Raw genomic sequence first — 21,265 nt, forward strand, 5'->3', positions numbered from 1 at the left:
CCGTGTCTCAGCTGCACTGCCAGGTGAACATCGCCCGGTCGAAGCGCCCGGCCGCGAGGTCCGCCGGGCGTATCAGCCAGTAGAGCGCACCGCAGTCGCCCCACATCATGTCGGCATCGCCGTCGGAGTCGAACTGCGCAAGCAGCGTCCACTCGCGCGCCTCATCCTCGATGCGGGGATCGTCCCAGCGCAGGTCCTTGCCGAGCACGCCGTGGGCGACCTCGTCCTCGACCGGGCCCTGGACGGGGTCGGCGTGGCCGCCGATTCGGTGTCCCGCGTGGACGAGATCGTAGAAGGCGTCCGTGAACTCATCGGAGAACACCGCCTGATCGGAGTCCGAGGCGAACGCTTCGCGGAGGATCGGGTGCCCGATGTCGGTGGCGGTCGCCTGCACGCGTACGGCGAGCGGGACTTCGTCGTACGCGTCCAGGCCCTCCGGCACGGCACGCTTCCTGACGGCGACCCCGCCGGGGACGTAGACCACGCGCGCTCCCGCCCAGCTGTCGGGATCGTCGGGCGTGACGAATGCGTCCCCGTCGTCGATCTGGCCGTCGAAGTAGAAGAAGGCGAGCGTGCCGTCCTCCGGAAGCGGGATGCCCAGCTCGCCGGAGGGGATCGCGGCGAGGTCGACGGAGGCGATGAAGGAGAGCGGGCCGTGGCCCTCCCAGACTGGCCACTCCTCGTTGTCCGGCAGCTCCGGCAGACCGCCGAGCCGGCCGACGACCGCCTCCGAGGCCGCGCCCGTGGCCCTCTCCAGGAGGGCTGCGGGCCGCAGCAGCCCGATCCACCGCTCGGCCACGTCGGCGGGCAGGTGCTCACGGGCAAAGGTGTGCAGGGCGTCAGGGGCAGTCTGTGCTGTCATGCCGATGATGATGCACGGCACCACTGACAATCCATGCCGAGTGCCCTATCACGGCTTCCAGGGCTGCGCCCAACTTTCCGCAAATCAGCGCGAGTTGGGGCAAAGGGTGGCTAGAGTCGCCCTCGACGCACTCAAGCGCCTGATTTCCGGGGCTCCCCGCTGCTGTCAGCCGTCCTCCATGCCGGGGGATCCGACTGGGGCGCGACCGCCCCGGTTGTCCAGGGTCGGCCGCGCCCACGGCCGGGTCCTCCAACCGGAGGGCCTGTCGCCAGTGGGTTACCGCCCACCTGGGGAAAGGCGCGCGCGTGCGCCATCGCAAAAAGAAGGATTGGTCCCTCATCCGGTCTCGAGTCCGCAAGTGGGGTCGCCGCACGATGACCGTTGCCGGATTCATCGTGACGGTTGCCCGCCTGTGGCTGGAGGTGAGGCACCGCCGTTGATCCCGCCTTCCAGCGCGGGAATCACGAGATCCTTCTAGGAGGCCCGCCACCGTAGGCCCGGTGGTGGGCTTCAAGCTGCCCGGGACTCGACAGACCCGCCGGATGCCCGGACAAACCATCCGGCAGACCGGCCCAGCCGCACCACCCGGCATGTAGCCGGGCGAGCTGGGCGTGGTTCCACAGTACCGCCACCACCCCACCCCCGCCCCCGATTCCGTCCACTACGGAACCGTGAGAACAACCTTCCCGGTGACCCGCCCCGTGTCGCCCAGCTCGTGGCCCTTCGCGGCCTCGGACAGGGGGAACGTCGCCTCGACGACCGGGCGGAGCTTGCCCGTCCGGATGAGGTCCGCGATCGTGCGCATGCCCTCCTGGTCTGCCTCCACCAGCACTGGGAGGACCCGCAGGCCCTTGGCTTCGGCCCGGGCCGTGATGTCGTCCGGGAGAGACGTCAGGGCGATCGAGACCAGCTGACCGCCCGGCTTGAGGACGTCCAGGGAACGGGCGGCCGTCTCGCCGCCCAGCGCGTCGAGGACCACGTCCACCGGCTCGAGCTGCGTGAAGTCCTGGTTCCGGTAGTCCACCAGCTCGTCCGCGCCCAGCTCGCGCAGCAGCTCGTGCTTCGGGGCGCTCGCCGTGCCGATCACGTACGCGCCCCGCTCCTTGGCGATCTGCACCGCGAAGTGGCCCACTCCGCCCGCCGCGGCGTGGATCAGGACGCGCTGGCCGCTCTGGATGTCCGCGGCGTCCACGAGGGCCTGCCAGGCCGTCAGAGCGGCCAGGGGGACGGCGCCCGCCTGCACGTGGTCGACGTTCTCCGGCTTGCGGGTCAGTGCCCGGGCCGGGGCCACCACGTACTCGGCGAACGTGCCCACCCCGTGCGGGTACGGGAGCATGCCGAAGACCTCGTCGCCCACCTTGTGGATCGTCACCCCGAGACCCACGGCCTCGACGACGCCGGAGACGTCCCAGCCGAGCACCATCGGCAGCCGGCCGACCAGGCCGCTGAAGCGGCGGTGCTTCCAGTCGGTCGGGTTCATGCCCGCCGCGCGGACCCGGACGAGCACCTCGGAGGGGCCGGGCTCCGGGCGGTCGATCTCGACCTCGTGCAGGACTTCCGGGCCGCCGTACGTGTTCTGGCTGATCGCCTTCATCTTCGTCATGACCTCAGCTTCCTTCGACTCCGACCTGCGCAAACAGTGGCCCGAAGGCCAGGATGTGCAAGGATTGGGCCATGGGTGACATGGAGGGCGTCGTGGATGGCATGGATGACATGGATGCGCACCGGGTTCACCGGGTCGTGGTCCTCGCCCTCGACGGGGTCATCCCCTTCGAGCTGAGCCTGGCCTCGCGGCTGTTCGGGGCCGCCACCGACCCCGACTTCCGGCCGCTCTACGACGTGATCACCTGCTCCGTGGACGGGCGCCCGGTCCGTACGTCCGCCGACTTCTCGATCGCCGTCGAGCACGACGCCTCCGCGCTCGCCCGCGCCGACACCGTGATCATCCCCGCCTCCGAGGAGTTCGCCGAGGTTGTCGACAGGGACGCCCTGCCGCGCCGCGTCGCCGAGGCGCTGGAGCTGATCCGGCCCGGCACCCGGATCGTGGGGATCTGCATCGCCACGTTCGTCCTGGCGGCCGCGGGGCTGCTTGACGGCCGGGCCGCCACCACGCACTGGTTCCACGCGGACGGCTTCCGGCGCCGGTATCCGCAGGTCAAGCTCGAACCCGACGTGCTGTTCGTCGACGCGGGACCCGTGCTCACCTCCGCGGGCGCCGCCGCGGGCATCGACCTGATCCTGCACCTGATCCGGCTCGACCACGGCAGCGCGGTCGCCAACCAGGTGGCCCGGCGCTGCGTCGTGCCCCCGCAGCGGGAGGGCGGCCAGGCGCAGTACGTGGAGCGGCCCGTGCCGCACACCTCGGACGCCGGGACCTCCGCGACCCGCGCCTGGGCCCTCGACCGGCTCCACGAGCCGCTCCAGCTGGAGGACTTGGCGGCGCACGCGGGCATGAGCCGCCGCACGTTCACCCGGCGCTTCCGGGCCGAGGTGGGGCTGAGCCCCGGGCAGTGGATCATCCAGCAGCGCGTCGACCTGGCCCGGCACCTGCTGGAGACCAGCGACCTGCCGGTGGGCCGGATCGCCGAGCGCGTCGGCTTCGGGACCGACGCCACGCTGCGGCAGCACCTGCACGCGGCGATCGGCGTCTCGCCGGGGGCCTACCGGCGCACGTTCCGGGCCTGAGGCCGGGCCTGAGGAACGAACACAAGAAGGCGCTCACGCCTCCACCGGCTCCGGGGCCTCCCCGAACCGCGCCAGCGCCAGCGCTCCCAGCACGGCCAGCACGAACCCCGTCACGGCCAGCGGGAGCAGCCCCTCGCGGGTGCGGTCGCCCAGCCACTCGACCCCCACCCACGCCGGGCCGATGGTCTCCCCGATGACCATCCCCGCCGTGGCGGCCGTCACCGAACCGCGCTGCAACGCGGACGTCAGCAGCAGGAAGGCCGCGGCCCCGCCCACCAGCAGGGCGTACGCGGCCGGGTTGGTCAGCACGCCCGTCACCGAGAAGTCGTCGACGAGCCGGACCGAGACCTCCACCACCCCGAAGCCGATCCCCGCGCCCAGCCCCAGCGCCGCCGCCCGCGCCCGGCCCGTCAGCCGGCCCGCGCCCGCGCCGAAGGCCAGCACGCCCGCCGCGGCGCACAGCACGCCCCAGCGCAGCGCGTCGGAGCCCGTACCCTCCCCCTCCGCGCCCGAGGACAGGCCGAGCAACCCCAGCCCGCCGCACACCACCAGCACCGCGGTCCACTCCACGCCGCTCAGCCGCACCCGCAGCACCCGCGCGGCCGTCACCGCCGTCACCGCGAGGCTCGCGGCGAGGGCCGCGCTCACGGCGTAGATGGGGAGGTGGCGCAGGGCGACCAGCTCCAGCAGGAAGCCCACCCCGTCCAGGGCCAGGCCCGCCACGTAACGCCACTGGCGAAGCGCCCGCATCAGCAGTATCGGATCGACCCCCGAGCCCGTACCGGGGGCGGTGGCCCGCGCGGCCACGGCCTGGAGGACGGAGGCGGCGCCGAAGCAGACCGCCGTGCCGAGCGCACAGATCATGCCAAGGATCACGGTCCGACTGTAGGGCGTCGGAGGGGCCGGGTTTAGTGTGTACGCACTTTCGAACGCTACGGGGGCGTCAGACATGGAACAGAAGAAGAAACGACGGCGTCTGCGGTCCAGCACCGTGATACTCGGCGGCATGGGCATCCTCGCCACCGCCCTGACCTCCTGCGGGTCCGAGCCCGACAAGCGGTGCGTCGACCGCAACAGCTACGAGGCCGGCAAGGGCTACAAGGTCCTCGACTCCAAGGCGTGCTCGAGCAGGAGCGGCGGCAGCGGCGGCGGTGGCACCTGGTACTACGGCTCCGGGAAGTCCGGCACCTCCGGCAGCTACACCAACAGCGGCACCTTCGACAAGAGCAAGGCCGTCTCGCGCGGCGGCTTCGGCTGCTCCGGCTCCGGATCCGGCGGCGGCTGAGAACCAAGGAAAAGCACCGCCATGCAACGCCACCGCACCACCCCCCGCCCCGGCTGGCAGTCCACCGTGGAGGAGCAGGGCCTCGTCTACCCCCTCGCCCGCCAGGCGGACGGCTCGCTGCGCCCGTATTGGGACGAGAGCGCGTACTACTCCTTCACCCTCCCGGAGATCGAGGCCCTGGAAGAGGTCGTCGAGGAGCTGCACACGATGTGCCTGGCCGCTGCCGAGCACATCGTGGCGCACGACCGCTTCGCCGACCTCGGCATCACCGACCCGCGCCTGGCCGCCCTGATCGCCGACTCCTGGGAGCGCAGCGACGAACTGCCCTCCCTCTACGGCAGGTTCGACCTCCGCTACGACGGCACGGGCCCCGCCAAGATGCTGGAGTACAACGCCGACACCCCGACCTCGCTCGTCGAGGCCGCCAGCCCGCAGTGGTTCTGGATGGAGGAGCGCTTCGCGGACGTTCCGCACGCCGACCAGTGGAACTCCCTCCACGAGCGGCTGGTCGACGCCTGGAAGCGGCAGGCCGCCCTGCTCCCGCCGGGCGCCCCCGTCCACTTCGCCCACTCGATCGGCGACGAGCTGGGCGAGGACCTGATGACGGTCGCGTACCTGCGCGAGACCGCCGAGCAGGCCGGGATCGCCACGGAGGCGATCTCGATGGAGGACATCGGCTGGGACGGGCTGTCGCGCCGCTTCGTCGACAAGAAGCTCCGGTTCATACGGGCCTGCTTCAAGCTCTATCCGTGGGAGTGGCTGGTCGCCGACGACTTCGGCCCCCGCGCCCTGGACACCCTCGACAACGGCGGCGGCACCGGATCCACGCTGTGGATCGAGCCCCTGTGGAAGATGCTGCTCTCCAACAAGGCGCTCCTGGCGATCCTGTGGGAGCTGTTCCCCGGCCACCCCAACCTGCTGCCCGCCTACCTCGACGGCCCCCGCGAACTGGCCCGCACACGCGGCTACGCCGCAAAGCCGCTCCTGGGCCGCGAGGGCGCGGGCATCACCCTCCACGAGCCGGGCGCCGCCCCGGTCCTGCAGGACGAGCCCTGCTGCTACCAGGAACTCGCCCCGCTGCCCGCGTTCGACGGCAACCATGTCCTGCTGGGCGCCTGGGTCGTCGACGGCGAGCCCGCGGGGCTGGGCATCCGCGAGTCGGACGGGCTCGTCACGGACTATTACGCGCGATTCGTGCCGCACGTGATTCTTTGACGGCGGAGAGTTTCAGTTGGTCGGTCGGTCGGCTGGCCGGCCAGCCAGCCAGTCAGCCAGTCAGCCCTTCAAGTGCTGGCACACATTGAGGAACAGGTTGAAATTGGGTATGTAATGCGCGTATTCCACGTCCCCGACGGTCCGGTCGCCCGCGTCTTTGAAGCTCAGCCTGGCGTCGTACACGCGGAAGTCGGCGATCTCCGACCAGGCGACCGTTTTCTTCTTGCCCGTCACGCCGTGGCGGTCCGCCCGGTAGAAGCCGAACTCCACGGTCTCGCCGCGCTGGATGCGCGCGACCACCGCCGGCAGCTGCGCCCGGGTGACGTTGCGCTCGATGTAGTCGCCCCAGTCGCCCGGGTAGCGGAACGGGGCGCCGCTCACCATCGAGGTGATGCCGAGGCGCTGCCTCTCGCCGTTCGCCATGGCGCGTGAGCCCGGCCCGATGTTCACGGCGTTCCCGGCCGGGTCGATCAGGGTGTACCGGGCGTCCCGCAGGGCGCCGTTGACGGTGCGGCGGTATTGCAGGACGCGTGAGGTGGCCCAGTCGTAAGCAGCCGCGTAGCCGTCGGGGGCCGTCACGACGATGCCGCCGGTGTGGACGTACAGCCGCCAGTCGCGCCACTTCTTGTACGTCCAGCCCTGCCGTGAGGCGTATGTCTGGACCCAGTCGCCGAGGCCGCGTTGGCCGGCGAGCGCGGCGGCGGACGCGGTCGGCCGCTCGGAAAGGATCTCGTCGTCCATGCGGGTGCCCCTCTGGTTCGACTGCGCGATCGAGCACGATCAAGCGCGCTCACGGTAGCCCCGTTCCCGAGGGGGCGGAAGCACGGTCAAGTGACGTTGAACAGGCCCGGCATGTGTGCGTTTCGGTCGGGTCCTGTGATGATTCCGCGTCCATTCGCGAACGTGACGCAGGCCACGGTGAATTGACGGTCCGTTTTTCGCGGGCTCTGTCCGACTTGCCGGACCCTCGCAGTCCGTTTCTCTATTACGCTCCGTGGCTCCGACCACGTTCCGTAGTCGTTTTGGAGAGACACATGCGACGACGCATATCCGCATTCGCCGTGGCCGCCGCCCTCGCCGGGGGCGCGCTGTTCACCGCCGCCCTCCCCGCGCAGACGGCCTCCGCCGCCACCTACACCTGCAACCAGGCCAAGCTGCGCGGTGAGATCCGCCAGCTGCACGACAAGGCCGCCCAGCTGAAGCGGCTCGGCGAGTACGACGCCGCCCGGCGTGCCAACGCGCAGGCCGACGCCAAGGCGCGTCAGCTGCACGACTGCGAGAAGGCCGACAGCGAGTACCACCCCTGGGGCTGATCGCCCGGGGTTGATTGCCGGTAGGCACCGCAGGACCGGCGTGGCCCGTCACGGGGGTGGGGCCACGCCAGCAGGGTCGTACCCGGTACGCACGTACGGCGCGTACCGGGTACGCACCCGGTAGCACCCGGTGCGCCTCGGCCTCCGGGGCTCAGCCCTCCAGGACCGCTCGCAGCTGGTCCAGCCCCCAGTCCAGGTCCTCCTTGCTGATCACCAGCGGCGGGGCGATCCGGATCGTCGAGCCATGGGTGTCCTTCACCAGCACCCCGCGCTCCATCAGCCGCTCCGACACCTCCCGCCCCGTGCCGTGCCCGGGAGCGATGTCCACCCCGGCCCATAGGCCGCGGCCCCGGACGGCCGTCACCGCACCCCCGCCCGCCAGCAGGCCCAGCTCGTGGTGCAGGTGCTCGCCCAGCTCCGTCGCCCGCTCCTGGTACTCGCCGGAGCGCAGGATCGCGATGACCTCCAGGGCCACCGCGCACGCCAGCGGGTTGCCGCCGAAGGTCGAGCCGTGCTCGCCCGGGCGGTAGACGCCCAGCACGTCGCGCGAGGCCACGACCGCCGACACCGGGACCACGCCGCCGCCGAGCGCCTTGCCCAGGATGTAGACGTCCGGGACCACGTCCTCGTGCTCACAGGCGAACGTCCGGCCCGTACGCCCCAGGCCGGACTGGATCTCGTCCGCCATGAACAGGACGTTCCGCTCGGCGGTCAGCCGCCGTACGCCCGCCAGATAGCCGGGCGGCGGGACCAGCACCCCGGCCTCGCCCTGGATCGGCTCCAGCAGCACGGCCACCGTGTGCTCGTCGACCGCGGCCTCCATCGCCGCGAGATCGCCGTACGGGACGATCTCGAAGCCCGGGGTGTACGGACCGAAGTCCGCCCGCGCTTCCTGGTCCGTCGAGAAGCTGATGATGGTGGTCGTGCGGCCGTGGAAGTTGTTGTCGGCGACGACGATCTTCGCCTTGCCGTCGGGCACCCCCTTGACCCGGTAGCCCCACTTCCGGGCGGTCTTCACGGCGGTCTCGACCGCCTCCGCGCCGGTGTTCATGGGCAGCACCATCTCCTTGCCGCAGAGTTCCGCCAGCGCGGTGCAGAACTCCCCGAAGCGGTCGTGGTGGAAGGCGCGCGAGGTGAGGGTGACGCGGTCCAGTTGTTCCTTGGCCGCGTTGATCAAGCGGCGGTTGCAGTGGCCGAAGTTCAGCGCGGAGTACCCGGCGAGCATGTCGAGGTAGCGGCGGCCCTCGACGTCGGTCAGCCACGCGCCCTGCCCGGTCGCCACCACGACCGGAAGCGGGTGGTAGTTGTGGGCGCTGTACTGATCGGCGGCGGCGATGTTGCGTTCCGTGGCGGTCAACGTGTGCTCCGTTCCGGTCGGGGCATGGTGCTGATGACGTCTTTCTACACCCGCGATCGCACCGCGGGCCCGGGTCCGCTTCCGCACCTGAGAGAATGAGTGCATGGCCCTTGATCGTCCGCGCGCACTCTCCGGTATCCAGCCCACCGCAGGCTCGTTCCACCTCGGGAACTACCTCGGCGCCATCCGCCAGTACGTGGCCCTGCAGGAGACCCACGACGCCTTCTACATGGTCGTCGACCTCCACGCGATCACCGTGCCGCAGGACCCCGCGGAGCTGCGCGCCAACACCCGGATCGCCGCCGCCCAGCTGCTGGCCGCCGGGCTGGACCCGGACCGCTGCACGCTGTTCATCCAGAGCCACGTGCCCGAGCACGCGCAGCTCGGCTGGGTGATGAACTGCCTCACCGGCTTCGGCGAGGCCTCCCGGATGACGCAGTTCAAGGACAAGTCCGCCAAGCAGGGCGCCGAGCGCACCACCGTCGGCCTGTTCACCTACCCGATCCTCCAGGTCGCCGACATCCTCCTCTACCAGGCCGACGCCGTGCCGGTCGGCGAGGACCAGCGCCAGCACATCGAGCTGACCCGCGACCTGGCCGAGCGCTTCAACGGCCGCTACGGCGAGACCTTCCGGATCCCCGCGCCGCACATCGTCCGCGAGACGTCGAAGATCTACGACCTCCAGGACCCGACGGCCAAGATGAGCAAGTCGGCCTCCACGACCAAGGGCCTGATCAACCTCCTCGACGAGCCCAAGACCTCGGCGAAGAAGATCAAGAGCGCGGTCACCGACACGGACACCGTCGTCCGCTTCGACGCCGAGAAGAAGCCGGGCGTCAGCAACCTCCTCACCATCTACTCCACGCTCACCGGCGCCACCGTCGCCGAGCTGGAGCAGAAGTACGAGGGCAAGGGCTACGGCGCGCTCAAGACCGACCTCGCCGAGGTCATGGTCGAGTGGGTCACCCCCTTCCGGGCCCGCACGCAGGAGTACCTGGACGACCCCGCCGCGCTGGACGCCGTCCTCGCCAAGGGCGCCGAGAAGGCCCGCGCCGTCGCGGCCGGGACGCTGGCGAAGGCGTACGACAGGATGGGTTTCCTGCCCGCCAAGCACTGATCGGCACGGATCGGGGCACCGGGCCCGGTACCGTCCGTGCAGGCCGGGAGATCTGGCAGCGGGGACGGCGCAGCCGTCACACTGACCACGGGCACGTCACGTACAGGCGCACAGGAGGGAGAACGCAGTGGGGACCGTAACGGTCGGCGTTTCGATCGCGGTCCCGGAGCCTTTCGGCAGCTTCCTCCAGAAGCGCCGCGCCGGCTTCGGCGACCCGCACGCCCACGGCATTCCCACGCACGTCACCCTGCTGCCGCCCACCGAGGTGGACGCCTCCGCGCTGCCCGCGATCGAGGAACACCTGGCCGAGGTCGCGGCGGCGGGCAGCCCGTTCCGCATGCGCCTGTCCGGGACGGGGACGTTCCGGCCGCTCTCGCCCGTCGTCTACGTCAATGTGGCCGAGGGGTCGGCGTCCTGCGCGTGGCTGCAGAAGCGGGTGCGGGACGCGTCCGGGCCGGTGGCCCGGGAGCTGCAGTTCCCGTATCACCCGCACGTGACCGTGGCGCACGGGATCGCCGAGGAGGCGATGGACCGGGCGTTCGAGGAGCTGGCGGAGTACGAGGCTTCGTGGACGACGGAGGGCTTTGCGCTCTACGAGCAGGGAGAGGACGGTATCTGGCGCCTCGAGCGCCGGTTTCCGTTTGAGCCGGACGTAACCCCGACGGTCCCGCGCCAGGGTGTGCGGGCTTTTTCTCCCCCACCCCGCCCCTTCCCGTAACCGGGGGCTCCGCCCCCGGACCCCCGGTCCTCAAACTCCCCCGGCTACCGCTGGGAGGTGCCCCCAGACAGGCTGATTTTTTGGGCGGGGCCGGGGAAAGAAACCCCCATCATGGAGTGGCTCACCCGCATCCCCGTCCTCGGTCCCCTGGCCGCCAAGGCCATGCGCACCCACGCCTGGCACTCCTACGAAACACTCGATCGCGTGAAGTGGACCCGCCTCGCCGCCGCGATCACCTTCACCAGCTTCCTCGCCCTCTTTCCCCTCCTCACCCTCGGTGCCGCCGTGACCGCCGGCGTGCTCAGCGAGCGGCAGACCAAGGACCTGGAGCGGCGGCTCGCCGAGCAGGTGCCCGGGATCTCCGGGAGCCTCGACCTCAGCGCCCTCACGGACAACGCCGGCACGGTCGGGCTTGTCGCCGGAGCCCTGCTGCTGTTCACCGGCATCAGCTGGGTGGGCTCGCTCCGCGAGTGCCTGCGCGCGGTGTGGGAGCTGGAGGAGAGCCCGGGCAACCCCCTGCTGGCCAAGGCCAAGGACGCCGCCCTGCTGGTGGGCCTGGGCGGCGTCGCCCTGCTGTCCGTGGCCTGCTCGGCCTTCGCGACCGCGGCCGTCGACTGGGTGGCCCGGCGGGCCGACCTCCAGGGCGCCGACGGCCTCCTCACGGCCGCGGGCTTCTGCATCGCCGTGCTGGCCGACTTCCTGCTGATGCTCTACGTCCTGACCCGGCTGCCCGGCGTCCACCCCGGCCCCCGCCGGCTGCTGACCGGCGCACTCATCGGCTCGGTGGGCCTCGAAGTGCTCAAGCTCGTGCTGAGCGGCTATCTGCGCGGGGTCGCGGCGAAGAGCATGTACGGCGCCTTCGGCACACCGGTCGCCCTCCTGCTGTGGATCAACTTCACGGCGAAGCTGACGCTCTTCTGTGCCGCGTGGACGGCCACGCGGCACAGCCCGAAGAACCTCAGCCCTGGCCCCGGTCCCGGTCCTTCCGGCGCACCAGCTCCGGCAGCGGATGACGGCGGTGCACCACATACGCCGCCCCCGCCAGCAGGACCACCGCCCCGCCCGTGAGCCCGATCGCCGTCCACATCCCGTCGCCGCCGGCGACCGCGGCCTGCGCGCTCCCGGGGCCCTTGCCGTGCCCGCCCGGGCCGCTGCCGCCCGACTTGTCGGCGGCGGCGCCCTCGGGCGCCACGAGCACGCCCACCGGCTTCACGTGCCCGGCCGCCTCGAAGCCCCAGTCCAGGAGGCGCGCGGTCTCCTTGTAGACCTCGTTGGGCTCCTTGATGTCCGGGTTCATGACGGTGACGAGCAGCTTCTTGCCGTCGTGCTGGGCCACGCCCGTGAAGGTGTTGCCCGCGTTGGTGGTGGAGCCGTTCTTGACGCCCGCCATGCCCTTGTAGGGCGTGAGGCCCTGAGCGCCGGTCAGCAGCCGGTTGGTGTTGACGATCTCCTTGGTCTGCCCCGGCCGTTCCTCGTCCGGGAACTGCGCCCGGGCCGTCGAGCAGTACTCGCGGAAGTCGGCCTTCTGGAGCCCGGAGCGGGCGAACAGGGTGAGGTCGTACGCGCTGGAGACCTGACCCTCGGAGTCGTAGCCGTCCGGGGTGATCACATGCGTGTCCAGCGCCTGCAGGTCCTCGGCGTGGGCCTGCATGTCCTTGACGGTCCGCTCCACGCCGCCGTTCATGGCGGACAGGACGTGCACGGCGTCGTTGCCCGAGCGCAGGAAGACGCCCAGCCACATGTCGTGGACCGAGTAGGCCATGCCCTCCTTGATCCCGACCTGGCTGCTGCCCTCGCCCATCCCGGCCAGGTCCGACGCCTGCACCTTGCGCTGCTGGGTCTTGGGGAACTTGGGCAGCACGGTGTCGGCGAAGAGCATCTTCAGGGTGGAGGCCGGCGGCAGCTTCCAGTGCGCGTTGTGCGCGGCCAGCACGTCGCCGGACTCGGCGTCGGCGACGATCCAGGAGTCGCCGCTCAGCTCCTCGGGCAGCGCCGGGGCCCCGGGTCCGAGCTGGACCTGGGTGCCGGGCTTGCCCAGCAGCTCCCCGCCCACCGTGGACATCTTGGCGGGCGGCCGCCGGGGCGGCTTGCCCTTGCCGTCGGCGGCCGGGTTCGCCGGGCTCGCCGTGCTCCGGCCCGGGGTGGCGCCCGCGCTCGCGCTCACGGTCGGGGAGGGCGAGCCCGGGTCGGCGAGGGCGGGGGCCGCGGTCGCCAGGGGGACGAGCAGCGAGACGCCGGCCGCCAGCACGGCGGAGCCGCGCGGACCGCGGGGTCTGCTCGCGCCACGGCGGTGTCGCGCCGTGGAGTACGCGGAGTACCTCGGGTGGTGTGATGTGATCGTCGGCACGCTGGTGAACGTACCCCCGGGACCCGGCAACAGAGGCGCTGCCCCACGGCGGGGCCCCGTCGAGGACCCGATAGGACCAGTCGGTGAACCCGAACGCATACTGAAACCCATGGTGAAGTCTTCCGGGGAAGCGGCCCCCCGAACCCCCGCGACCCTCTCGCGCCCCGTGTCCTGGTTCCTGCTCGCCTTCGGGGTGTGGAGCTGGTTCATCTGGATCACTTTCGTCAAGAACCTCTGGAAGGACGGGAGCGGGCTCGCCTTCGACGACTCGGGCGCCCCCACCACGTACTTCTGGGTGCACCTGCTCCTGGCGATCACCTCGTTTCTTCTGGGGACGGCCGTCGGACTGATCGGGTTGCGTGGCGTACGGGCCTTGCGGCGCAGCTCATAACGAGGCCTGTAACGGGGCTCGGACGAGGTCCGTAACAGGACGAGCCGCAGGGCACGAAACCGGTCCGCAGCGGACAACTCCGTACCCCATCCGGAGGGACCGTTGATCACTTCCCGCATTCCCGGGACGCACGAACGTTCCCCCTTTACGGTGATGCGCATCACTGGGCGGGGAGGGGCGCGGGGATGCGTGGTGTCCGGATACGGGTGGGGGCGGCGGCAGCGGCGGGTCTTGCGCTGCTCGCGGCGGGGGCCGGGGGCTGCCGGTTCGTGCCCGGGAGCGACGGTGACGAGCGGCCGATCAGGGTCGGCACGACCGACGCGGTCAGCACGCTCGACCCCGCGGGTGCGTACGACGCGGGCTCCTGGGCGCTGTACGGCAACGTCTTCCAGTCCCTGCTGACCTTCACCCCCGGCTCCGGCAGCCCGGTGCCGGACGCGGCGAGCAGCTGCACCTTCAAGGGCGAGGACTTGCGGACGTACGCCTGCCGGCTGCGGTCGGGCCTGAAGTTCGCCAACGGGCACCCGCTGACCGCGAAGGACGTGAAGTTCTCCTTCGACCGGATCGCCCGCATCAAGTCCCCGCAGGGCCCCGGGCCGCTCCTGGAGACCCTGGAATCGGTGACGACGGCGGTCGGCCCGTCCGGCGACGACGAGGTCGTCTTCCGGCTGAAGACGCCGGACGCCACCTTCCCGTTCAAGATAGCCACGGGCGCCGGGTCCATCGTGGACAGCACGGCCTACCCGCCGGACAAGCTGCGCACGGGCACCGGGGCCGACGGTTCCGGCCCGTACGCCCTGACCGCCTACCGGCCGGGCGAGAGCGCCGAACTGGAGCCCAACGAGCACTACAAGGGCGCGGTCAAGAGCGTCGGCAGCGATGTGACGGTCCGTTACTTCAACGACCCGGAGCGGATGAGTCGGGCCTGGAAGGACAAGTCGCTGGACGTGGTGGCCCGTCAGCTGCCGCCCGCCGATCTGGCGAACGCCGGCACCGGGGACCCCGGCGCCAGGGTGAGCGAGACCGCCGCCGCCAATGTGCGCATGCTGGTCTTCAACCAGCGGGACGGCTCCCCGGTGAAGCCCCTGGCGGTCCGTCAGGCGATCGCCGCCGTCGTCGACCGCGACGCGATCACCCGGGACGTCCACCTCCGCACGGTCGAGCCGCTGTACTCCCTCATCCCGCAGGGCCTCACGGGCCACACGACGTCCTTCTACGACCTCTACCCCCGGCCCGACACCGACCGGGCCCGGCAGATCCTCAAGCGCGCGGGCGTCGCCCTGCCCGTCCGCTTCGGCCTCGCCTATTCCCGCGGTGCCGCCACGGACGCGGAGGCCGCGCTGCTCAAGAAGCAGCTGGAGGACACCGGCCTGTTCCAGGTCACCACGCGGAAGGCGGACTGGCAGGAGTTCCAGGAGGGCTACGCCAAGGGCGCGTACGACGCGTACTGCCTCAGCTGGGTCGCCGACTTCCCGGACCCGGAGACCTTCACCAGCCCGCTGGTGGGGGAGGAGGACGCGCTGCACTCGGGTTATGCGAGCGGGCGCGTGGACGAGCTGATCCGCGCCACGCGCCAGCGCTACCGGCGCCAGCAGGTGTCGGGCGAGTTCCGGGACATCCAGCGGATCGTCGCGGAGGACGTGCCGCTGGTGCCCCTGTGGCAGAAGAAGGACTACGTCCTGAGCACGTCCTCGATCTCGGGGACCGAGTACCTGTCGGACGGCACCGGCATCTGGCGGCTCTGGCGCCTGGCCCGCATCTGAGACATGCAGGAGTGTGTCCGGGCCCGCCTTGCCCGTGGCAATCTGGGTGCCATGGAACTGCACCCCTGGCGGCTCCCCTCCTCGCCGGGCGAGCCGCCCTACTACACGACCGACACGTGCGCCGGCTGCGGAGCTGTCGTGCACGGCATCCACGGCCGCTGGACGTGCGCCGCGTGCGGCGCGTGCAGCCCGTACCAGGAGCCCCCCGAGGGCTGGGCCAGCGAGATCACCCCCGAGGAGCTGGCCACCAACACCGTGGGCTATGACACGGGAGGGTGAGTGAACGAAGGCCCTGCCTCCGCCGGTTCGGCGGCAGCAGGGCCTTCGTCGTACGACCTTGACCGGAGGTCAGAAGCGGCGCGTGATCAGCGCCCGCTTCACCTCCTGGATCGCCTTGGTGACCTCGATGCCACGCGGGCAGGCGTCCGTGCAGTTGAAGGTCGTGCGGCAGCGCCAGACGCCGTCCTTGTCGTTCAGGATCTCCAGGCGCTGCTCACCCGCCTCGTCACGCGAGTCGAAGATGAAGCGGTGCGCGTTGACGATCGCCGCCGGGCCGAAGTACTGGCCGTCGTTCCAGAACACCGGGCACGAGGACGTGCACGCGGCGCACAGGATGCACTTGGTGGTGTCGTCGAAGCGCTCGCGGTCCTCGGCGGACTGCAGGCGCTCGCGCGTCGGCTCGTTGCCCTTGGTGACCAGGAAGGGCATCACGTCCCGGTACGCCTGGAAGAAGGGATCCATGTCGACCACGAGGTCCTTGAGGACCGTGAGGCCCTTGATGGGCTCGACCGTGATCGGCTTGGCCGGGTTGATGTCCTTGATCAGCGTCTTGCACGCCAGCCGGTTGCGGCCGTTGATGCGCATCGCGTCGGAGCCGCAGATGCCGTGCGCGCAGGAGCGGCGGAAGGTCAGCGAGCCGTCCAGGTCCCACTTGATCTTGTGCAGACCGTCGAGGACGCGCTCCTTCGGGTCGATCTCGACCTCGAAGTCCTGCCAGGTCGCCTCGGCCGAGACCTCCGGGTTGAACCGGCGGACGCGGAAGGTGACCTTGATGTACGGCGAGGCCTGCGCGCCGGCGCCTGCGGCCTCGGCCTTGTCGAGAGTCGCGGTGCTCATCAGTACTTACGCTCCATGGGCTGGTAGCGGGTCTGCACGACCGGCTTGTAGTCGAGGCGGATGGAGTCCTTGCCCTCCGCGTCGACCTCGCGGTACGCCATGGTGTGGCGCATGAAGTTGACGTCGTCGCGGTTGGGGTAGTCCTCGCGGTAGTGACCGCCGCGCGACTCCTTGCGCGCCAGCGCGGACACGGCCATCACCTCGGCCAGGTCGAGCAGGTTGCCCAGCTCGATGGCCTCCAGCAGGTCGGTGTTGAAGCGCTTGCCCTTGTCCTGGATGGACACGTTCTTGTAGCGGTCGCGCAGCTCGGCGATCTTCTCGACGGCCGTCTTGATCGTCTGCTCGGTGCGGAAGACCATGACGTTGGCGTCCATGGTCTCCTGCAGCTCCTTGCGCAGCTCGGCGACCCGCTCGCTGCCCGTGGAGGCGCGCAGCTGCTCGACCTGCTCCAGGACGAGGGAGGCCGGCTCCTCCGGCAGCTCGACGAAGTCGGCCTTCTGCGCGTACTCCGCGGCGGCGATGCCCGCGCGGCGGCCGAAGACGTTGATGTCGAGCAGCGAGTTGGTGCCCAGGCGGTTGGCGCCGTGGACGGACACGCAGGCGACCTCGCCGGCGGCGTACAGGCCGGGGACGACGGTGTCGTTGTCGGCCAGCACCTCGCCCTCGACGTTGGTCGGGATGCCGCCCATGGCGTAGTGCGCGGTGGGCTGGATCGGGATCGGGTCCGTGTAGGGCTCGATGCCCAGGTACGTCCGCGCGAACTCGGTGATGTCCGGGAGCTTGGCGTCCAGCTGCTCCGGGGGCAGGTGGGTGAGGTCCAGGTAGACGTGGTCGCCCTCGGGACCGCAGCCGCGGCCCTCGCGGATCTCCGTGTAGATGGAGCGGGAGACGACGTCACGGGACGCGAGGTCCTTCATGACCGGCGCGTACTTCTCCATGAAGCGCTCGCCGTCCTTGTTGCGGAGGATGCCGCCCTCACCGCGGGCGCCCTCCGTCAGCAGGATGCCCATGCGCCAGATGCCGGTCGGGTGGAACTGGAAGAACTCCATGTCCTCCAGCGGCAGGCCGCGGCGGTAGCAGGCCGCCTGGCCGTCACCCGTGAGGGTGTGCGCGTTGGAGGTCACCTTGAAGAACTTGCCGGTGCCGCCGGAGGCGTAGATGACCGACTTCGCCTGGAAGACGTGGATCTCGCCGGTGGCCAGCTCGTACGCCACCACACCGGCCGACTTCTTGACGCCGTCGACCTCGGTGATGAGCTGGTCGAGGACGTAGAACTCGTTGAAGAACTCCACGCCCTCCTTGACGCAGTTCTGGAACAGCGTCTGGAGGATCATGTGGCCGGTGCGGTCCGCGGCGTAGCAGGACCGGCGGACCGGGGCCTCGCCGTGGTTGCGGCTGTGACCGCCGAAGCGGCGCTGGTCGATGGTGCCGTCCGGGGTGCGGTTGAACGGCAGGCCCATCTTCTCGAGGTCGAGGACCGCGTCGATGGCCTCCTTCGCCAGGATCTCGGCGGCGTCCTGGTCGACCAGGTAGTCGCCGCCCTTGATCGTGTCGAAGGTGTGCCACTCCCAGTTGTCCTCCTCGACGTTCGCGAGGGCGGCGGCCATGCCGCCCTGGGCGGCGCCGGTGTGGGAGCGGGTCGGGTAGAGCTTGGTGAGCACCGCGGTGCGGCTGCGCTTGGTCGACTCGATGGCCGCGCGCATGCCGGCGCCACCGGCGCCGACGATGACGGTGTCGTACTTGTGGATCTTCATGGTCGCGTCAGCCCCGGGCTCTAGCGGATGTTCGGGTCGAAGGTGAAGATCACCAGCGTGCCCAGCAGGACGGTGAACACCGTGGCGGTGTACAGCAGCATCTTCAGCCAGAAGCGGGTGTTGCTCCGCTCCGCGTAGTCGTTGATGACCGTGCGCAGGCCGTTGGCGCCGTGGAGCATCGCGAGCCACAGCATGATCAGGTCCCATGCCTGCCAGAACGGCGAGGCCCAGCGGCCGGCCACGAAGGCGAAGCCGATCTTGCTGACGCCGCCGTCGAGGACGAGCTGGATCAGCAGGTGGCCGAGGACCAGGACGACCAGCACGATGCCGGACAGACGCATGAACAGCCAGCCGTACAGCTCGAAGTTCGTGCGCGTCGCCTTGGGCGTCTTCTGGGTGCGCTTGCGGGGCGCCTCGATGACCGGGGCCGGGTTGTCGACGTCGTAGAGGGAGACGTCGCTCACGGCGGCGGCGGAGGTGGTTTCAGCGGACATTTCGCGACTCAGCTCCCGAACAGCGTGCGCAGCGTGTGCTGGAGCACGGGGTAGAAGGCGCCTGCCATCAGTACGGCCCAGATGCCCACGACGCTCCAGAGCATCTGCTTCTGGTAGCGCGGGCCCTTGGACCAGAAGTCCACCGCGATGACGCGGAGGCCGTTGAGCGCGTGGAAGAGGATGGCGGCCACGAGGCCGTATTCCATCAGGTTGACGACGGGCGTCTTGTACGTGGCGACGACCTTGTCGTACGCCTCGGGAGAGACGCGGACGAGTGCGGTGTCGAGGACGTGCACGAACAGGAAGAAGAAAATGAGGACGCCGGTGACTCGGTGAGCCACCCAGGACCACATGCCTTCCCGGCCGCGGTACAGCGTTCCAGCCGGCACGGAAAACCCTCCGGGAGCGGGGATCGGGGCCTGCCGGCTTCACTGTCGGTCGGGCCCGGCCGGGTACGGTCCACCGGCCCTGGCCATCGTAGCGACGCCTTGTCGGTTCGGTCCCGCGGGGTGCTTCAGGTGTGATCAAACAGGCACGTACGGGCTAGGGCCGACCGGGGCACAGCACTGTGCCCCTTGGCAGAGCGAAGCGTACCCCCGGTAGCGGCGGCCCCCGCCGGGCGTCCCGCTAACGCACGAAATTCACCCGGTCGGTAGGCGTTTCGGGCGCATGGCCGACGTACTGTCGACGTACTTGGCCCGAAAAGCAATATCTTCGCGTTACTTGGCATTGTTTCGCCTTGCTTCGCGTAATTTCGCGCTTCATAGCCCACATGGGAGGTTTGCTCCATGGGACGCATGGCACGCAGGGGACCGCGGGTCAGGATCGCCCGGACGTCGGCCATCCGGGGCAGCGTGGCCACCCTGGCCCTCCTCGCCACCATGACCCTGATGGGCTGCCCCCGCGAAGGCGCCACCGGCCACCCCGGCCGGGACGACTCGCGCTCGCCGCAGTCGTCCGCCTCCTCCTCCGCGCAGGCGGCCGCGCCCCCCGGCGCCCCGGCCGCCCCCGCGCCCGTTCCGGCGGGCGTGCCGCGCACCGTGCCGGCCGTCCGGGAGTACATCCAGCGGGCCGGGCCCGGCTGGCGGCCCGCGCCCGGCGCGCGGGTGGTGACCGACCCCAAGGGCCCGCTCGCCGACGAGGGCCGCCGGCTCGCCGGCGAGCTGAAGCTCGCCTCCGCCGCCGGCCCCGCCCGCGCCGGCGACGTCGAGCTGGCCCTGCGCCCCGGGCAGTACGGCGGCGCCGAGTCGTACGAACTGCTCACCCGCGACCGCAAGGTGACGGTCACCGCGCCCGACGAGGCGGGCGTCTTCTACGGCACCCGCACGATCCTCCAGGCCGTCCGCACCGGCGGCGGCCTCCCCGAGGGCGACATCCACGACCGCCCCGACCGCCCGCAGCGCGGCCTCAACCTGGACATCGCCCGCAAGCACTTCCCCGCCGACTGGATCGAGGCCCGGCTGCGCGAGATGGCCGACCTCAAGCTCAACCAGCTCGCCCTGCACTTCTCCGACGACCAGGGCTTCCGCATCGAGAGCTCCTCGCACCCCGAGATCGTCTCGGCGCAGCACCTCACCAAGGGCGAGCTGCGCCGCATCACGGACCTCGCGGGCGCCCTGCACATCACCGTGGTCCCGGAGATCGACTCGCCGGGGCACCTGGGGGCGGTCATCGCCGCCCACCCCGGGCTCCAGCTGCGCGATGCGTCCGGGACGGTGGCGCGCGGGGCGGTCGACATCGCCAATCCCGAGTCCGCGCGGATCGTCGACGACCTGCTGCGCGAGTACGCTCCGCTGTTCCCCGGGGCGTGGTTCCACCTCGGCGCGGACGAGTACCGCGCCCTCATGGCCAGGGACCCGCAGGCCTCCTACCCCGGCCTGGCCGAGGCGGCCCGCCGCAAGTACGGCACCCGGGCCCGGGTCCAGGACCTGGCCACCGGATGGCTCAACGACCGGGCGGCGGTCGTGCGCGGCCTGGACAGGACGCCGAAGGCATGGAACGACGGCTTCTTCCCGGACGGCGTCGTCGCGCCCGACCCGTCGATCGAGGTCGAGTACTGGACGGGCAAGGAGCTGGGGGCGCGGCCGCCGCAGGAGTACCTGAACGAGGGACGCACGGTGGTCAACCTCAACGACGACTTCCTCTATTACGTGCTCGGCGAGCCGAACGACTTCCGCTATCCCTCCGGGGAGCGGATCTACCGGGACTGGTCGCCGGCGGTGCTGCGCGGCAGCGCGTCGGTGGCGGCGGCGCAGGCGGGGCCGGGGCGGGTGCCGGGTGGGAGGCTGGCGGTGTGGTGCGACCACGCGACGGCGCAGACGCCGGACCAGGTGGCCTCTGGCATCCGCCTCCCTCTGGCGGCCCTGTCCCAGCGGGTCTGGGACCCGCGCCCGCCGCGGGCGTCGTGGGCGGACTTCACGGCCCTGGCGGCCCGGGCCCGGGGCTGAGGGGGTATTCCCCGATCCCGCCCCTTCCCGGCTGTATCGATTTGCGGCTCCGCCGCGTGGGGGGCTCCGCCCCAGACCCCGGACCGCGCTGCGCGCGCCGCGCGGCGGAGCCGCAAATCGAGCGCAGCCTCAAACGCCGGACGGGCTGGATTTCCAGCCCGTCTGGGGGCACCTCCCAGCGGTAGCTGGGGGAGTTTGAGGACCGGGGGTCCGGGGGCAGAGCCCCCGAGCCTGCCCGCGCGCAGCGCGAGGGGCCCGGGGGGCCCGGGGGCTTGCCCCCCCGGTTACGGGAAGGGGCGGGTCAGGGGAAAACCACCCCACCCCCAAGCCCACGTGCCCCCCACACCGCCTCGGCTACCCTCCCCCCGAGAACCGCTGCGCGCGCCCCGCGCGCCCCGCGC

21 protein-coding genes are annotated in these 21,265 nt (G+C 71.0%); 11 read left to right on the forward strand and 10 right to left on the reverse strand.

Annotated features, from left to right (window positions below):
• Positions 1-7: 7 nt before the first annotated feature.
• Together AC1Z4A_RS19505 and AC1Z4A_RS19510 are read right to left on the reverse strand one after the other, a co-directional pair.
• On the reverse strand, positions 8-862 hold the full coding sequence (locus tag AC1Z4A_RS19505; protein ID WP_483680526.1) for a YwqG family protein: 855 nt from the start codon (positions 860-862) through the stop codon (positions 8-10).
• A gap of 661 nt (positions 863-1,523) precedes the next feature.
• The gene (locus tag AC1Z4A_RS19510) at positions 1,524-2,456 is read right to left on the reverse strand and encodes an NADP-dependent oxidoreductase (protein ID WP_483683649.1); all 933 of its coding nucleotides are present in this window, start codon (positions 2,454-2,456) and stop codon (positions 1,524-1,526) included.
• Between the two features lie 89 nt (positions 2,457-2,545).
• Between AC1Z4A_RS19510 and AC1Z4A_RS19515 the strand changes: the two genes are divergently transcribed.
• A complete protein-coding gene (locus tag AC1Z4A_RS19515; RefSeq protein ID WP_483683650.1) occupies positions 2,546-3,547 on the forward strand; it encodes a GlxA family transcriptional regulator in 1,002 nt (333 codons plus the stop codon).
• Positions 3,548-3,580: 33 nt separating this feature from the next.
• Here AC1Z4A_RS19515 and AC1Z4A_RS19520 read toward each other — a convergent pair whose 3' ends face one another.
• Entirely contained in the window at positions 3,581-4,411 is an 831-nt protein-coding gene (locus AC1Z4A_RS19520) for a hypothetical protein (RefSeq protein WP_483683651.1), read from the reverse strand.
• Between the two features lie 85 nt (positions 4,412-4,496).
• Between AC1Z4A_RS19520 and AC1Z4A_RS19525 the strand changes: the two genes are divergently transcribed.
• Both AC1Z4A_RS19525 and AC1Z4A_RS19530 read left to right on the forward strand, forming a co-directional pair.
• On the forward strand, positions 4,497-4,832 hold the full coding sequence (locus tag AC1Z4A_RS19525) for a hypothetical protein (RefSeq protein WP_483680528.1): 336 nt from the start codon (positions 4,497-4,499) through the stop codon (positions 4,830-4,832).
• Between the two features lie 21 nt (positions 4,833-4,853).
• On the forward strand, positions 4,854-6,047 hold the full coding sequence (locus AC1Z4A_RS19530) for a glutathionylspermidine synthase family protein (protein ID WP_483680530.1): 1,194 nt from the start codon (positions 4,854-4,856) through the stop codon (positions 6,045-6,047).
• 60 nt (positions 6,048-6,107) lie between these two features.
• On the opposite strand, the gene AC1Z4A_RS19535 is transcribed toward AC1Z4A_RS19530, so the two are convergent.
• Entirely contained in the window at positions 6,108-6,788 is a 681-nt protein-coding gene (locus tag AC1Z4A_RS19535; protein ID WP_483680533.1) for a DUF6585 family protein, read from the reverse strand.
• 293 nt (positions 6,789-7,081) lie between these two features.
• On the opposite strand from AC1Z4A_RS19535, the gene AC1Z4A_RS19540 reads away from it, so the two are divergent.
• Positions 7,082-7,360 carry a hypothetical protein gene (locus AC1Z4A_RS19540; protein WP_483680535.1) on the forward strand — a complete coding sequence of 93 codons (279 nt, stop codon included), beginning with the start codon at positions 7,082-7,084 and terminating at the stop codon, positions 7,358-7,360.
• Positions 7,361-7,511: 151 nt separating this feature from the next.
• Here the strand turns inward: AC1Z4A_RS19540 and rocD are convergent, their stop codons facing one another.
• Positions 7,512-8,717, reverse strand: a complete 1,206-nt coding sequence (rocD, locus tag AC1Z4A_RS19545; protein ID WP_483680538.1) for an ornithine--oxo-acid transaminase — start codon at positions 8,715-8,717, stop codon at positions 7,512-7,514.
• Between the two features lie 103 nt (positions 8,718-8,820).
• On the opposite strand from rocD, the gene trpS reads away from it, so the two are divergent.
• The 3 genes from trpS (at position 8,821) to AC1Z4A_RS19560 (ending at position 11,620) form a co-directional block, all read left to right on the forward strand.
• On the forward strand, positions 8,821-9,834 hold the full coding sequence (gene trpS / locus AC1Z4A_RS19550; protein WP_483680540.1) for a tryptophan--tRNA ligase: 1,014 nt from the start codon (positions 8,821-8,823) through the stop codon (positions 9,832-9,834).
• Positions 9,835-9,961: 127 nt separating this feature from the next.
• Complete coding sequence (locus AC1Z4A_RS19555) at positions 9,962-10,552, forward strand: 2'-5' RNA ligase family protein (protein WP_483680542.1); 591 nt, start codon at positions 9,962-9,964, stop codon at positions 10,550-10,552.
• Positions 10,553-10,663: 111 nt separating this feature from the next.
• The gene (locus AC1Z4A_RS19560; protein WP_483680544.1) at positions 10,664-11,620 is read left to right on the forward strand and encodes a YihY/virulence factor BrkB family protein; all 957 of its coding nucleotides are present in this window, start codon (positions 10,664-10,666) and stop codon (positions 11,618-11,620) included.
• Here AC1Z4A_RS19560 and AC1Z4A_RS19565 read toward each other — a convergent pair.
• Entirely contained in the window at positions 11,511-12,899 is a 1,389-nt protein-coding gene (locus AC1Z4A_RS19565) for a D-alanyl-D-alanine carboxypeptidase family protein (RefSeq protein ID WP_483680546.1), read from the reverse strand. The genes AC1Z4A_RS19560 and AC1Z4A_RS19565 overlap by 110 nt on opposite strands.
• A gap of 109 nt (positions 12,900-13,008) precedes the next feature.
• Here AC1Z4A_RS19565 and AC1Z4A_RS19570 point away from each other — a divergent pair, with 109 nt between their 5' ends.
• The 3 genes from AC1Z4A_RS19570 to AC1Z4A_RS19580 all read left to right on the forward strand — a co-directional run bounded on the left by AC1Z4A_RS19570 (position 13,009) and on the right by AC1Z4A_RS19580 (position 15,332).
• Positions 13,009-13,290 (forward strand): SCO4848 family membrane protein, encoded by a 282-nt coding sequence (locus tag AC1Z4A_RS19570; protein WP_483680548.1) that lies wholly within the window; start codon positions 13,009-13,011, stop codon positions 13,288-13,290.
• Positions 13,291-13,475: 185 nt separating this feature from the next.
• On the forward strand, positions 13,476-15,053 hold the full coding sequence (locus AC1Z4A_RS19575; RefSeq protein ID WP_483680550.1) for an ABC transporter substrate-binding protein: 1,578 nt from the start codon (positions 13,476-13,478) through the stop codon (positions 15,051-15,053).
• Between the two features lie 51 nt (positions 15,054-15,104).
• Positions 15,105-15,332, forward strand: coding sequence for a hypothetical protein (locus AC1Z4A_RS19580; protein ID WP_483680551.1), 228 nt, complete (start codon positions 15,105-15,107; stop codon positions 15,330-15,332).
• Positions 15,333-15,401: 69 nt separating this feature from the next.
• Here the strand turns inward: AC1Z4A_RS19580 and AC1Z4A_RS19585 are convergent, their stop codons facing one another.
• Genes AC1Z4A_RS19585 through sdhC form a run of 4 tightly spaced genes read right to left on the reverse strand, consistent with a single transcriptional unit; the run spans position 15,402 to position 18,806 of the window.
• A complete protein-coding gene (locus AC1Z4A_RS19585; protein ID WP_483680553.1) occupies positions 15,402-16,169 on the reverse strand; it encodes a succinate dehydrogenase iron-sulfur subunit in 768 nt (255 codons plus the stop codon).
• A complete protein-coding gene (gene sdhA / locus AC1Z4A_RS19590; RefSeq protein WP_483680554.1) occupies positions 16,169-17,923 on the reverse strand; it encodes a succinate dehydrogenase flavoprotein subunit in 1,755 nt (584 codons plus the stop codon). Before sdhA ends, AC1Z4A_RS19585 begins: the two co-directional genes overlap by 1 nt.
• A 20-nt stretch (positions 17,924-17,943) precedes the next feature.
• A complete protein-coding gene (locus tag AC1Z4A_RS19595) occupies positions 17,944-18,417 on the reverse strand; it encodes a succinate dehydrogenase hydrophobic membrane anchor subunit (RefSeq protein WP_483680555.1) in 474 nt (157 codons plus the stop codon).
• A gap of 8 nt (positions 18,418-18,425) precedes the next feature.
• Positions 18,426-18,806: a succinate dehydrogenase, cytochrome b556 subunit gene (gene sdhC / locus AC1Z4A_RS19600; protein WP_483680556.1), complete on the reverse strand. Its 381-nt coding sequence runs from the start codon at positions 18,804-18,806 to the stop codon at positions 18,426-18,428.
• 408 nt (positions 18,807-19,214) lie between these two features.
• On the opposite strand from sdhC, the gene AC1Z4A_RS19605 reads away from it, so the two are divergent.
• Positions 19,215-20,864, forward strand: a complete 1,650-nt coding sequence (locus tag AC1Z4A_RS19605; protein ID WP_483680558.1) for a beta-N-acetylhexosaminidase — start codon at positions 19,215-19,217, stop codon at positions 20,862-20,864.
• The last annotated feature ends 401 nt before the right edge of the window (positions 20,865-21,265 follow it).

The organism is Streptomyces sp. 17_S59, from assembly GCF_056930295.1.